General features: G+C 71.2%; 11 protein-coding genes and 1 pseudogene. 2 read left to right on the top strand and 10 right to left on the bottom strand.

What is annotated here, in order from left to right:
* Nucleotides 1-150 precede the first annotated feature (150 nt).
* Both ACN265_RS19810 and ACN265_RS19805 read right to left on the bottom strand, forming a co-directional pair.
* Nucleotides 151-420 (bottom strand): annotated as a pseudogene (locus tag ACN265_RS19810) (transposase); the annotation flags it as partial.
* A 458-nt stretch (nt 421-878) separates the two neighbouring features.
* Nucleotides 879-1,562, bottom strand: coding sequence for an alpha/beta fold hydrolase (locus ACN265_RS19805; RefSeq protein WP_421408920.1), 684 nt, complete (start codon nt 1,560-1,562; stop codon nt 879-881).
* A gap of 49 nt (nt 1,563-1,611) precedes the next feature.
* On the opposite strand from ACN265_RS19805, the gene ACN265_RS19800 reads away from it, so the two are divergent.
* On the top strand, nt 1,612-2,472 hold the full coding sequence (locus tag ACN265_RS19800) for a helix-turn-helix transcriptional regulator (protein ID WP_421408919.1): 861 nt from the start codon (nt 1,612-1,614) through the stop codon (nt 2,470-2,472).
* Nucleotides 2,473-2,792: 320 nt separating this feature from the next.
* Here the strand turns inward: ACN265_RS19800 and ACN265_RS19795 are convergent, their stop codons facing one another.
* The 8 genes from ACN265_RS19795 to ACN265_RS19760 form a co-directional block, all read right to left on the bottom strand.
* Nucleotides 2,793-4,565, bottom strand: a complete 1,773-nt coding sequence (locus tag ACN265_RS19795; RefSeq protein ID WP_421408918.1) for a hypothetical protein — start codon at nt 4,563-4,565, stop codon at nt 2,793-2,795.
* Between the two features lie 142 nt (nt 4,566-4,707).
* On the bottom strand, nt 4,708-5,421 hold the full coding sequence (locus ACN265_RS19790) for a cupin domain-containing protein (protein WP_421408917.1): 714 nt from the start codon (nt 5,419-5,421) through the stop codon (nt 4,708-4,710).
* The gene (locus ACN265_RS19785; protein WP_421408916.1) at nt 5,415-6,341 is read right to left on the bottom strand and encodes a PmoA family protein; all 927 of its coding nucleotides are present in this window, start codon (nt 6,339-6,341) and stop codon (nt 5,415-5,417) included. Before ACN265_RS19785 ends, ACN265_RS19790 begins: the two co-directional genes overlap by 7 nt.
* Entirely contained in the window at nt 6,338-7,453 is a 1,116-nt protein-coding gene (locus ACN265_RS19780) for a Gfo/Idh/MocA family protein (protein ID WP_421408915.1), read from the bottom strand. The genes ACN265_RS19785 and ACN265_RS19780 overlap by 4 nt, the downstream gene beginning before the upstream one ends.
* Before the next feature lie 28 nt (nt 7,454-7,481).
* Nucleotides 7,482-8,372, bottom strand: coding sequence for an ABC transporter permease (locus ACN265_RS19775; RefSeq protein WP_421408914.1), 891 nt, complete (start codon nt 8,370-8,372; stop codon nt 7,482-7,484).
* A complete protein-coding gene (locus ACN265_RS19770; protein ID WP_421408913.1) occupies nt 8,369-9,283 on the bottom strand; it encodes an ABC transporter permease in 915 nt (304 codons plus the stop codon). Before ACN265_RS19770 ends, ACN265_RS19775 begins: the two co-directional genes overlap by 4 nt.
* Nucleotides 9,280-10,401 carry an ABC transporter ATP-binding protein gene (locus ACN265_RS19765; protein WP_421408912.1) on the bottom strand — a complete coding sequence of 374 codons (1,122 nt, stop codon included), beginning with the start codon at nt 10,399-10,401 and terminating at the stop codon, nt 9,280-9,282. The genes ACN265_RS19770 and ACN265_RS19765 overlap by 4 nt, the downstream gene beginning before the upstream one ends.
* Nucleotides 10,398-11,594 (bottom strand): extracellular solute-binding protein, encoded by a 1,197-nt coding sequence (locus ACN265_RS19760; protein ID WP_421408911.1) that lies wholly within the window; start codon nt 11,592-11,594, stop codon nt 10,398-10,400. Before ACN265_RS19760 ends, ACN265_RS19765 begins: the two co-directional genes overlap by 4 nt.
* A 352-nt stretch (nt 11,595-11,946) precedes the next feature.
* Between ACN265_RS19760 and ACN265_RS19755 the strand changes: the two genes are divergently transcribed.
* Nucleotides 11,947-12,990, top strand: a complete 1,044-nt coding sequence (locus ACN265_RS19755; protein WP_421408910.1) for a LacI family DNA-binding transcriptional regulator — start codon at nt 11,947-11,949, stop codon at nt 12,988-12,990.
* Nucleotides 12,991-12,993 lie beyond the last annotated feature (3 nt).

Below are 12,993 nucleotides of genomic sequence, written 5' to 3'. Positions count from 1 at the left end.
TCTCTCGGGGCCGGACCCGGTCCGGGCCCGAGAGAGGCCCGGACCCGGCGGGTCTGCGCGGTACGGGTCCGGGCCCGGCGGGCCAGTCCGTGTCAACGCCGTCTCAGACGGGGCTCTGGCACACATTCTGTGATTGATCTTGTTGGTGGCTCACCAGGTGGTCAGGACGCGCTTGCGGAGGAGGTCGAGCTTCGCCCGGCCGTACATCTGTCGCTTGATGGTCTTGATGCGGTTGACCTGGCCTTCGACAGGGCCTGAGCTCCAGGGCTGGGTGAGGCCGGCGACGACGGCGTCATGGTCGCTGGCCGGGCCGGCGGCGAAGCCGCGGAACTCGGGATTGCCGGCGTGGCGGGCGCGTTCGATCCAGGCGTTGAGGTGTTGCCCGGTGCCCTGGTGGCGGACCAGCGTGCTCGCCCGGCCTCCGCAGGTCGGCGGCACCTGGTCCTGGTCCGAACGGGATGGCACCGGCGTCACCACCTTCGACATCGCCCCGGCCGACGGTGCCGCCCGCTTCCCCGGCACCCCGCCGACAGTAGGCAGCGGCTGGTTGCGGCTGCACGGCGGCGTGCGCCCGCCGCAGTAGCGACGGGCAGCGTCGGCTCGGCTCCTCCTGGAACCGAGCGGGGAGGACTGATTCTGCGGACGATCGGTGACTGCTGACCTGAGGGCGCTGGACCGTGCTGCCCAGCGCCCTCACCTGCCGAGATTTCTCACCACCGTCTCACGGACGGTCGGGGACGGGCCGGCCTGGCCATTGACCTGCACAGGGGCGACCTACCATGCCGGGGTGGTCCGCGGGGTCCGATGGGCTGCCGGTGGCCGAGCGCCGCCGGGTCGCCGTCGCGAGACTGGGCATCGCTTACGACCCTGCAGTACGACTACCGGTCCAGTACGGCGGTGAGGAGTCGTTGCGGGGCCTCCAGTTGTGGCAGATGACCGGCGTTCGGCAGCAGCGTGAACCGGGCGCCTGGGATGGCATCGGCGTACGCGCGGCCGTAGGCGGCCGGTGCGATGCCGTCGGACGCGCCCCAGACCACGTGGGTGGGCACGTCGATGCGGGCGAGCCGATCGCGTAGGGCCGGATCGTTCATCCGCATCCCTGTATACGCCCGCAGTGCCACCAGATCGGGCCCTGGGTGATCCGGATCGCGCGGGAATCGGGCCGGGTCGTGAAAGGACAGCGTGGCAAGTTGTTCCGGGGTCAGCTCCGACACGTCACTGAGCGGCTGCTCGGGCACATCGAGCCCGACCGCGTTGACCAGCACCACCCGGCCGACCCGCGGGCTACGCAGCGCCGCCATCTCGGCTGCGGCCCATCCGCCGATCGAGTTCCCGATCACCGTTACGTCATGGATGTGCTCCTGATCGAGCAGCCCGTCGTAGTGGCGGGCGAGCGCGGCGATGCTGTCCAGCGCGGCCTGCGGGGGCGTCCCCGCGAACCCCGGGTGCGTCGGCACGATCACCCGCGCATCGCGAACCGTGGTCCGCAGTAGTTCCCCGAAGGGCACCATCGTGTGCGGCCCGGCACCGCCGTGCAGCAGCAGAAAACTGTTGTCGGTCACCCCCACAGGATTCGCCGCCGGGGCCGCTGCCGGGAGAGGATGGTTCATCGTGGGACCCACACCAACACCCTCCTCGCCGACGTCGAAGGCGCGCCGTGCGGCCCTCGCCGACTTCCTGCGCGCACGCCGCGCCGCGCTGCGCCCAGCCGACGTCGGCCTGGATCCGGGCCCCGGCCGCCGCCGCACCCCGGGCCTGCGCCGCGAGGAGGTCGCCCAACTCTCTGGTGTAGGTTTGTCCTGGTACACGTGGCTGGAACAGGGCCGCGCCGTCACTCCGTCTGGCCAGGTGCTCCTCGCCCTCAGCCGCGCCCTCGCCCTCACTGCCTCGGAGCGCGACCACCTCTTCCACCTCGCCGCCCTGCCCCCACCACCCTCCGGCGACGCCCCGGTCGACGCCGACACCACCGCGTTGATCGACGCCCTGCTGCCGCACATCGCCTTTGTCCTGGACCCCCGCTTCGACGTGGTCGCCCACAACCGCGCCGCCGAGCTGATCTTGGCCGGCCTGGTCGCCCCGGTCTCGAGCCGCCGCAATCTCCTGCTGTGGCTCTTCGACCCGGTCACCTGGCCCACCGCCCCGCCCGCGTGGCACCGCAACGCCCGCGCGAACATGCTGGACTTCCGCAGCGAGTTCGCCCGCCACCCGGGCGACCCTGCCTTCGTGACCCTGGTCGAGGAGCTCACCACGACCAGCCCCGTATTCCGCGGCTGGTGGGCCGAGCACGACGTGCAGGTCATGGAGCCCACTCGCAAGCTGATCCCACATCCGACCCTCGGCACCCTGGCCCTCCTGTCCACCCAGACCCGCCCCGCCCACGCCCCGTGGCTCCGGCTGCGGATCCTGGTCCCCGCCGACGCTGGAACCCGGGCGGCGCTCGTTGCGGCATCGACCGGGTCGGATCCGTTGTAACTGGGTTTTTGTTTGGGCCGCCCGAACGGCACCCGGGACGAAGTGGGGCCGGCCGACACCGCGGATTCGACGGCGACCCGGCAGGGCGGCACCGAGGACGGCACGGTGCACGCCCCGACGCTGTGAGGACGTCTCCGGTCGCCCCCGGGGTGCACGTGTCGATGTGGCCGGAAACGCGCCCGTCCGCTCCACCACCACCGCCGCGCGACGGATCACGGTCCACCACGCAACGGGCCTGGTCCCGACGACGCAGACGTCGCCGACACCAGGCCCGGACCTGCCACCACCGACGGCACGGCACCCCGCCCGCCGTTGCCGTATCAGCCGACCCGCACCAGGTCGAACCGGTCGTAGACCATGCTGTAACCGCTGGATGCCGGGTTCCTGCCCACCGCCACGGCCCGCAGGGTGTGGTTGCCCGCGGACAACGACAGGGTGCCGTAGTCGGCCGCATAGTAGGCGGCGTTCCCGTACTCGTCCTGCGGCGGACCGACCATGACGCCGTCGACGTAGAGGGCCTGGAACGCCCGGTTGGTGTTGCTCTTGAGGATCGCACGCAGCTGGTACACCCCGGAGGTGCTCACCGGGAGCGTGAACTGGAGGTACTGACCCGCTGCGGTTCCGTCCAGGGCGGAGGCCGCGCCACCGCTGGCGCCGGCCTCGGTGAAGACCCGACTGGTCAGGCCGGGCGAGGCGGCGGTCGACAGCGACTCCGTCTCGTACCTGGTGATCGGCGCGCTCGCCGTGGCCGGGGTGACGAGCACCTTGTACACGGCGTTGGTGGGCAGCGTGCCGAGCGCGAGGGTGACGCCGCCCGAGGACAGGGGCACGTCCGCGTCGAGCACGACCGTCGGCGTGGACAGCGTCGGCGTGTTGGCCACCCGCTCCGCCCGCACATGCACGACGTTGGACAGCGCCAGCGCCGAGGCGTTGTTCAGCCGAAGCGAGACCCCCTGGTCACCGGTGGTCTGGTTGCCGATGAGCAGGACACCGCGGCGCTGGCCGGTGTCCAACGACCCCAGCGCGTCGACGGTGGTCGCGGACGACGAGGTGACGGTGACCATCCGGCCGGTCATCGTCTTGTAGGTGTTGTAGTTCCACCAGACACCCTTGGGTAGCGTGCCGGTCGCCTTGTCGGCGGAGTTTCCCAGGGTGGCGATGAAGTTGCCGTCGCCGCCGATGTAGTCCCAGTCCGAGGCCAACGCGTCTTCCAGACCGTTGGGGACGCTGCGCTCGAACTGCGCCAGCCAGCGGACGTTCGGCCCCGCCGCCCAGGCGTCCGCGTTGCCGTAGCTGCTGCCCTGGTACTCGGTGATCGCGATCGGCATCGGGGTGATGCCGTTGGCCTGCATCCAGCTTCTGATCTGCGCCGTGTGACCGGGCACGTCCGTGGGGGCCGGGCTCAGCTCGTGCCAGGACAGGACGTCGGGCAGGCAGCGGTTGTCGCGGCAGTAGGTGAGGAACTGCTGGAGCTTGGTGAAGTTGTAGGCGCTGAGCTCCGGTGCCTCGACCCGGTACGACGAGTTGCGTGCCTTCACCGCGTCGTAGGCCACCTTGTGTGCCTGGAAGTAGGTGGTGGTGTAGAGGTTTCCCCACTGCGCTTCCGGCTCGTTCCAGGGAATCCAGGCGTTGACCCGGTAGCCCTTCTGCTCCGCCTCGGACATGACACCGTTGACGATGGTCGTCCACGTGCTGAAGTTGCCGTTGTCACCCGGGCGGTAGTTGCGGTACGGACTGTTCGGGTTCGCCGAGTAGTAGTAGAGGCCGACCCGCAGGTTCGCGCCGGTCGCCGAGACCCGCCGGTACGTGGCGGGGTCGTGGAGGCTCGGCAGGTTCGGGTGGTGGTCGGCGCCGCGCTGCGACCGGACCCTGACACCGTCGACGAGATACTGCGCGGGCGAGGACGCCGAGATGCCGTGCAGGAAGCCGCTGGCGATCTGGGTGGCCGCTCCCCGGTCGGACCCGTAGTCGACGGTGATCGTGGTGGTGGCTGCCGCCGAGGCGGTGTCGGTGGTGACCGTGACCATGCCGGCGGCCACCAGGACACCGACGGCCGCGGCGGCCACCGGTCGTCCGGTACGGGGGAAGAACATCGGTCTCCTCCTGGAGAGATCCGGGGACGGGAGGTGCCCGTCGGAGGTCGACGGGCGGTCGGAGCGCGCACCGTGCGCGGTGTGCGGTTCGGGCGGGAAGCCCGCACCGGTGGTGGAGTGGCTGACCGGCCCGGCGTTCACGTCACCGGTAGGGGCTGAGCCGGCCACACATGCCGAACGGACGCCGGTCGGGCTCGGGCGCCGCCTGCGAGTGGACCTTGGCCTCGGCGAGGTGGGTGCCGGAGCCCTCGGCCAGCGAGCGCAGGCGGCGGCGTACCTCTGCGAGGGAGGCGGCCGGGCCGGTGTCGAGAATGCGATGCCACTGGGCGGTCCGGGCACTGGTCAGGGACACTGCGGCGTCGTACAGGGCCCGCAGCGAGGAGGTGTCACCGCAGGCCAGGTCCCGCCGGATCGCGAGGTAGCCCTGCACGGCGAGATCGCGGCGACGGCGGGCGCGGCGCCCCGCCGCGGGGGAGTGGGTGGGTTCCGGTCCGAGATCGGCAGCCTCGGCGTATGCGGCCGGGTCCGCGAGGACCTCCGGCGGAAACGTGAGTACGGCGTCCCCGGCCTCCGGTAGCCCGCAGTTCTCCATGATGACCAACACCCTGAGGTCGCCGAGATTGACCGCCCGGTGCACGGTGCCCGGCGTGAAGCAGACGACGGTCCCCGGCAGCAGCGGTGTGGTGGCGGGGCCGGCGAGGGTCAGGGTGTGCAGTTCGCCGCGCCCTGCGACCACCACGTACGCCTCGGTGCACGCCGTGTGCAGGTGCGGTGAGCCGCCGTGGCAGCCGTCGGATGCCGCCCAGGGATAGACCTCGAGCCCGGAGACACCGATGCCGTTGGGTAGGTTCACCACGGGTTGTCCTCCAGGTACCGCTCGACGCGACCGGCAGTCCAGACGCCGTCGGCGATGACGACGCGGTACCGACGCCACAGGGTCGTCCCGGCCGGCAGGACCACCTCCTCCGCGAACGCCAACGACGGATTGACCGCCGCGAAGGGCTCGTTGCGCACGAACCAGACGGGCGGGCTGTCCTCGGCGGACGGGTCGGGGACAACGACCAGGGTCGAGGCCGCGTCCACGACATCGTGCGGGCCGGTGTACGCGAGCCACGCCGCCCGCTGTCCCATCACACCGGGTCCCTCCAGGCCACCGGCGGCGAGGATGGTCCCGCCGGTCAGATCCCGTGGCCCACGCCAGAACAGGCCGCTGTAGCCGGCCGCCTCGCGGCCGAAGACGGTGGGGCTGCCGATCTCCAGCGCGTCCCCGCTCACGTTGGTCAGCGCGCTGGCGATGGTGAGTTCCCAGGTGCCGGCCACCTCGTCGACGCCGTGTACGGCGATGTCCCGGTGTTCCTCGATCCAGGGCCGGCCCCGGGCGTTGTGCCAGTGCACCTGCTCGGTGAGGTCGAGTCGGTCGACGCCGACGTCGAACCGGGGGAACGCCTGGTGGCGTAGTGACCCGACGTTGTCGAGCCGCTGGTAGCCCTCGTCACGCACATAGCTGTAGCCGCCCCAGAAGTTCTCCCCCGACAGATGGGAGATCGTCATGGCGACGCCCTTGTGCCAGCGGTGGTCGTGCGGGCGGTGTGCCGAGACGAGATTGCCGGCGGTGGTGCGTACCGGGTGGAAGAAGGGCGCCGGGCACTCCCACGGGTCGGTTTCGGCACCGTACACGTAGGACACCAGTTCCTGGTCGCGGATGCTGACGGTGACGGCCGTACCGACGTCGTGCCGGACCCGCAGGGCCACGTCGACCGGGATGTTGCGGTTCATGCGGTGCTCCTTGCCGGCGCCCAGCCGGCCGTGTCGCCATGCAGGGCGTGGTAGAAGGGGTTCTGCGGGACGAGTTCGGTGCGGCGCACCGCCCGACCGGTCAGGGCCGACTGGTACAGGGCGGTGACGAGTTCGAGGGTGCTCCGGACACCGGCTCCGCTGGCCGGTGGACGCGTGCCGGCCCGCAACGCCGCCAGCAGCAGCGGAAACTGGGCGGCGTGCGAACTGGGCACGTCGGGCGTCGGCGTCCGCCACCGCTGACGGCGCTGTTCGGGCACGTGCGGGGCGGCGGTGTACGTCCAGTCGCTGTCGCGGTAGCCGTACAGGTGGGTCAGTTCGACTGTCGCGTCGGACAGGTCGATCCGTAGGTAGCTCTCCTCACGAGGTGACAGGATGCTGTTGGTGACGCTGGCCAGCGCGCCGTTGGTGAACCGGACGAGGGCCAACGACACGTCCTCGGTCTCGACGTCGCGGTCCAACCGCCCGGCCATCGCGGTCACCTCCTCCCAGGGGCCGAGCAGGGTCAACAGCAGGTCCATCTGGTGGATGCCGTGCCCCATGGTCGGGCCGCCGCCCTCGGACGCCCAGCTACCGCGCCAGGGGACGGTGAAGTAGGCGGGCGGGCGGTACCAGGCGGTCGTGCACTGCGCCAACAGCGGACGGCCCAGCTCACCGGCGGCGATCAGGTCGGCGGCGTGCATTCCGGCGGAGCCGAACCGGTGCTGGAACACCACCGAGGCGTAGGCCCCGCTGGCCTGCTCGGCGGCGGTGATCCGGTCGAACTCGGCGAGTGTGCGGCACGGAGGTTTCTCCACCCAGGCCCAACTGCCGGCGGCGAGGATCGATTCGAGTTGCCCGATGTGCTCGGCCGGCGGCGTGCACACGTGCACCAGGTCCGGTCGTTGCGCGGCGAGCATCTCGTCGACCTCGGTGTAACCGGCGGTGATGTCGGCGCGGGCGCAGAACTGTGCGACCCGGGAGGGGTCCACGTCGACTGCGGCGACCAGTTCGACCCGGTCCCGGTGCGCCTGGACCGTGGGCAGGTGGCTGCCGGTGGCGATGCCGCCGGTCCCGACGACGGCCACCCGGATGCGCCCGTCCCGACCTGTCATGCGGTGTGCTCCTTCGCGCTGGTGGGGTTCATCGGCGGGACCGTCCGTCCCGCGCGGCGACCGCTGTCGGATCGACCACCCGCAGGGCGACGAGCAGCAACGTGAGGGTGGTCGCCATGTAGACGGTCGCCATGGCGTTGATCTCCTGGGAGGCGAGTTCCCCGGCCTGGACCGCCGCGCCGTACAACGCGACGACGAGGGTCTGACTGTCCGGACCCGAGACGAGGAAGGTCAGTTCGAACTGGCCGACGACCCGTACCAGGGTCAGGACACCGGCTGCCAGCAGGCCGGGCACCAGCAGCGGACCGAGGATGTGCACGAAGACCCGACGGTTGGTGGCACCGCAGACCCGGGCCGCCTGCTCGATGCGGGGATCGACCTGCTCCACGAACGGGATGAGCACCAGCACCGCGAAGGGGATGGCCGGGACGAGGTTCACCAGCACGATCCCGGCCAGCGTGTCGTTGAGTCGCAGCCGGTAGACCAGGGTCGCCAACGGCACGGCGTAGGTCATGACGGGCACCACCTGCGGCACGAGGAACAGGAGCAGGAGTACCCGGCGGCCGGGGAAGGTCAGCCGGGCCAGCACGTAGGCGGTCGGCAGCGCCACCGCCAGCGTCACCGCCACGACGGCCACCCCCACCTCGACGGTGGTCACCAGCAGCCGTCCGAGGCCGAAGGTGGTCCACGACTGCGTGTACCAGCGGGTGGTGTAGCCGCGCGGCAACCAGCCGTCGGCAAGTTGCGTGGTGAGCGAGGCGAGCAGGACGCTGGCCACGGCCAGCAGCAGGCCCCCGACGAACACCCACAGCCCGCCCCAGGTGACCGCGCCGGTGAGGGTGTACCCGGGCGGGCGGCGTCCGTCCCCGACGGGGGGCGGGGCGGCTTGCCCGGTGGACGTGGCGGCGACGTCGGTCATCCCTTGCCTCCGGTGGTGGGCCCGCGGTGCAGCAGCCCGCGTGCCCACAGCACGAGGCCGAGGACCGCCAACTGGACGACCGCCATCACCACGGCGGCGGCGGACGCGGTCGGGTAGTGCCCGTAGCTGTACTCGGTGTAGGCGACCTTCGACAGCACGCGGGTGGGACCGGCGTCGTTGCCCACCAGGGTGGCGGAGGGGAACACCCCGAACGCCAGCACGAAGGAGAGGCAGAACGTGATCGTCATCCCGGGCAGCAGCAGCGGGAAGGTCACCAGCCAGAACCGTTGGGCGGGTCGCGCGCCGCAGACCGCGGCGGCCTTGTCCAGGCCCGGGTCGATGCCTGAGGTGTAGCCGACCATCAGCAGGAACGCGAAGGGCAGCCCGGTGAACACCAGCGACAGCAGCACTCCGGTGACGTTTCCGACCAGGGGGAGCGGCTGTTCGATGGCCCCGACGCCGAGCAACGCCCGGTTGAGCCAGCCGGACGGGCCGAGGAACTCCTTCATCGCCGAGGCGACGAAGACGGTGCCCAGGGTCATGGGGACCAGGACGACAGCGATGAGGGCGCGTTTGGCCCGGACCCGGCCGCGCATCCGGTAGGCGATCGGCACGGCCAGCACGACGTTGACGACCGAGGCGGCGAGCGCCAGCTCCAGTGTGATCAGGATCGATCTGCGGCTGCCGTGGTTGTTGACCAGCCGGTCGGCGAAGAAGTCACGATAGGCCGAGGACCAGCCCTGGGGGCCCTGGAAGGACAGCCCGACGCCGTAGCACACCGGATAGACGAAGAACACGACCATGAACAGCGCGCCGGGCACGACCAGCCACACCGTCGGCGTGACGCCCCGCCGGCGGGCCCGGTCCCGCCACCGCAGCAGGTGATCCCCGGTGGGCCCGCTCGCGCTCATGACGGCTGTCCGCCGACCGGCAGGGCCCGGTCGGGCGTCGGTGTCTCCGTCTGCGGTCGGGCGAACAGCCGGACCCGGTCCGGCGCGACGACGGCGACCGCCCGTTCGCCGGGCCGGAACGGCCGGTCCGACCGGCAGTGCAGGAGGTGGCCACCGGGTCCGCTGCCCTCGATGGCGAAACCCCGGCCCTGGTACTCGCACACCCGCACGTCGAGTGGCACCTCGTTGCCGGATCCGGCGGTCGGTTCCCGGACGAGCAGCAGATCCTCGGGTCTGATCATCGCGACGGCGGGGCCCGGGGCGGGCCGGTCGGTGCCGTGTCCACCGACGCGCAGCACCAGGTCGCCGGCGTCGAACACCCCGCCTGCCAGCGTCCCCGGCAGGCTGTTGCGGTAGCCGACGAACCCGGCCACGAACGCGTTGGCGGGCCGCTCGTACACCTCGGCGGGTGTGCCGACCTGCTGGACCGCGCCGTCGCGGAGCACCACCAGCCGGTCGGCCAGTGACAGCGCCTCGGTCTGGTCGTGTGTCACATAGATGGTGGTGAGGCCGAGCTGCTGGTGCAGCACCCGGATCTCGGTGCGTAGATCCATCCGCAGGCTCGCGTCGAGGTTGGACAGGGGTTCGTCCATCAGCACCAGGCGGGGTTCGACCACGACGGCGCGGGCGATCGCCACCCGTTGCTGCTGGCCTCCGGAGAGCTGGCGGGGATACCGGTCGGCCTGCGCCCGCAACCGGACGAGGTCGAGGGCCCGCCGCACCCGCTCGGCCCGTTCGGGCTTCGGGCACCCCCGCATCCGCAGGCCGAAGGCGATGTTGTCGGTGACGGTCAGGTGGGGGAAGAGCGCGTAGTTCTGGAAGACCATTCCGATACCACGCTGTTCCGGCGGTAGCCGGTCGATGCGCCGCCCGTCCAGGCTGATCGTGCCGGCGGTCGGATCGAGCAGCCCGGCCAGCAGGTTCAACGCCGTCGACTTGCCGCAGCCGGACGGGCCCAGCAACGCTACGAACTCACCTGCGGGTACGTCGAGGTCAAGGCCCTCCAGCGCGGTGAAGGAGCCGAACTCGCGACGCAGGGCGTCGACACGCAGTGCGCCTCCGCAGCCCCGGCCGGTCACTTCGTCGACCCGATCGACCTGTTCCAGATGTCGTACTTCACCTGCACGTGATCGCCCACCACCGGGTTGCGCACCTGCGCGGTGGCCAGCAGCCGCCGGTTGAAGTCCGGGCTGCCGTGCCGCTGGTAGCGGGCCTGGGCGTCGGCGGGGGCCATGGACAGGTCGACACCGTGGACGGGGAAGGCGGCGCGGAACGGGATCGTCATCGCCTGGTGCCGGGGTTCCAGCAGATACGTGATCAGGGCCAGGTCGACGGCGAGCCGGTCCGGGTCCACCCCCCTCGGTACGGCGGCCCACTGGGCGACCTCGATGGTGACCGGGTCGTCGAACGCCTGGAGACCGAAGTGGTCGCCGAGCACGCCCTTGGCCTTCATCTGCACGTCGAAGCCGGTCTCGCTGAGCACGATGTCGAGCGATCCCTTGGCGAGGGCGTCGAAGGTGTCGACGGTCTTGGTGGCGTACGGCGCCGTGTATCTGTTGAGCTCCGCCAGATAGGCCCAGGTGTTCGTCCAGGTCTTCGGGTCGGCCGGGTTCGGGTCGCCGAGCATGTGGGGCAGCGCGTCGACGAACTGGTTGGCGGGCCCGCTGCCGGTGGGCACGGCCGCGAACCCGAACCGTCCCGGATGTGCTTTCGCCCAGGTTAGCAGCTCCTGTGGGGTGCGCGGTGGATGTGCGACGGTCCGCGTGTTGTACGCGAGCACCGGGCCGTCCGGCTGGCCCGAGATGATCATTGCGTTGCCGTTGAGGGCGTCCTGCAACTGCCGCGCGGCCGGAGTCATCACGCCGGCCGGGTCGGGCAGGGCGGCGGCGTAGCCCGGCAGCAGGGGCACCACGGTCTGCTGCTTGGCGAGCAGGGAGAGACCCTCGGTGCCGGTGAGGACCAGGTCGTCGGTGACGTTGCCCGACTGCTGCTGGGCGTAGAGCTTGCCGACGACATCGGTGGGTGTGCCGCTCTCGTACCGTACCGACGACACGAGCTGCGGATGTTCCTGGGCGAAGCGTTCGATGACCGGTTTGGTCAGGGCGAGGACGCCGGAGACGTCCAGGATGCGCAGCACGACCGGCCTGGTCGGCAGGTCCGGCACCCCGGTCGGCGGTGCCGCGACCGGAGCGCGCCCGGGGGCGGCGCAGCCGGTGAGCGCGACCGCGAGGGCGACGACTGTCACCACGGCGGCGGGACGGGATCTGCTCATCGACGGTTCTCCTGGTCGTAGCGTTACGGAGGCCGGCATCGGCGGCGGTCGCCCTGTCGGCGGTCGGGCGCGCGACGAACCAGCGGAGGGGCGGCCCATCCCGTTCGGGCCGGCTCCGATGGTGATCGGTTGCAGACGGGAACCGGGTGGACCCGGGCGGGCCACGCCCGGACACCGGGCGCGCTGACCTGCCGACGGACGGCGGGCGGCGTCGCCGGCAATCCGGTGCAGAACCCCCGAGAGTCCACCGGTCAATTAGATTGGCATCTATGCGTTAGGGTCACGATAGTGATCGATCACTTTTCTGTCAACGCTCTTCGATCACCACCGCCCACCAGGGGGAATGAGAGAAATGCCAACCGGGCAAACAGAACCCGCCGGCCGCGCCGGGAGGGCCGCCACGATCCACGAAGTCGCCCGCGCCGCCGGCGTCTCCCACCAGACGGTCTCCCGGTTCCTCAAGGGCCGGGGCGGACTCAAGCCCCAGACCCTGGAAAAGGTCACCCAGGCCATCGAACGGCTCAACTACCGGCCGAACCTCGCCGCCCGATCGATGCGGACCCGGCGATCGGGCCGGATCGCCGTCGTACTGCCCGACACCACCGACTTCGTGCCGACCCGCCTGCTCAGCGGTGCCACCGACGCAGCCCATGAAGCCGGATACCTGCTCGACGTCGTCGGGCTCGAAGGCGACGCCGCCGCCCGAGCCGACCGGATGCGCACCCTGCTGTCCCCCGAGAACGTGGACGCCGTGCTGTCCTTCACCCCGCTCGCCACCCGGATGGCGGACCTCGACCTGACGTCCTTCCCCGTACCGGTGCTGGTCGACGGCGAGTACGACGACAACATGCGGGCCCAGGGCGTACTCGCGGACGCCTCACCGATAGCCGAGATCGTCCGCCGGCTCGCCGCCGACGGACACCGCCGCTTCGCCCACGTCGCCGGCTCCGACCTGTGGGCATCCGCGCGCAACCGCCGCCGGGTCTACGAGACGACAGTGGCGCAACTCGGGCTCACCTCCTGCGCGGTCGTCGACGGCGACTGGACCGTGCGATCCGGCTGGGAGGCGGCCACCACGGTGCTGGCCCACTGCGGAGCCACCGCCGTGCTGGCCGCCAACGACCGGGTCGCCTTCGGGATCCTCCAGGGACTCCAGAGCCTGGACATCGACGTCCCCGGCCAGATCAGTGTCTTCGGCTGGGACGACGACGAGATCGGCCACTACACGCGTCCGACCCTGTCGACGGTCAGTGTCGACCGGGAACGGCAGGGTCGGGAGGCGATGCGGCGACTCCTCGCCCTCCTGCGCGGCGAGGAGTCGCCGAGTCCGCCGCACCCGTCCGACCTGCACCGCCTCCTACCGCGCCAATCCACCGGCCCCGCGCCGGCAGGGTAGCCG

The sequence above is a fragment of the Micromonospora sp. WMMD730 genome, assembly GCF_049178955.1.
Lineage (GTDB): Bacteria > Actinomycetota > Actinomycetes > Mycobacteriales > Micromonosporaceae > Micromonospora > Micromonospora wenchangensis.
The sequence above is the reverse complement of the archived record's forward strand: the minus strand, read 5'-3'. Positions and strand labels throughout refer to the sequence as shown.

Bases quoted from the DNA above. Each gene is read 5' to 3' on its own strand.
- ACN265_RS19795 (WP_421408918.1), bottom strand. From the start codon at position 4,565: ATGTTCTTCCCCCGTACCGGACGACCGGTGGCCGCCGCGGCCGTCGGT.
- ACN265_RS19785 (WP_421408916.1), bottom strand. From the start codon at position 6,341: ATGAACCGCAACATCCCGGTCGACGTGGCCCTGCGGGTCCGGCACGAC.
- ACN265_RS19780 (WP_421408915.1), bottom strand. From the start codon at position 7,453: ATGACAGGTCGGGACGGGCGCATCCGGGTGGCCGTCGTCGGGACCGGC.
- ACN265_RS19775 (WP_421408914.1), bottom strand. From the start codon at position 8,372: ATGACCGACGTCGCCGCCACGTCCACCGGGCAAGCCGCCCCGCCCCCC.
- ACN265_RS19770 (WP_421408913.1), bottom strand. From the start codon at position 9,283: ATGAGCGCGAGCGGGCCCACCGGGGATCACCTGCTGCGGTGGCGGGAC.
- ACN265_RS19760 (WP_421408911.1), bottom strand. From the start codon at position 11,594: ATGAGCAGATCCCGTCCCGCCGCCGTGGTGACAGTCGTCGCCCTCGCG.
- ACN265_RS19755 (WP_421408910.1), top strand. From the start codon at position 11,947: ATGCCAACCGGGCAAACAGAACCCGCCGGCCGCGCCGGGAGGGCCGCC.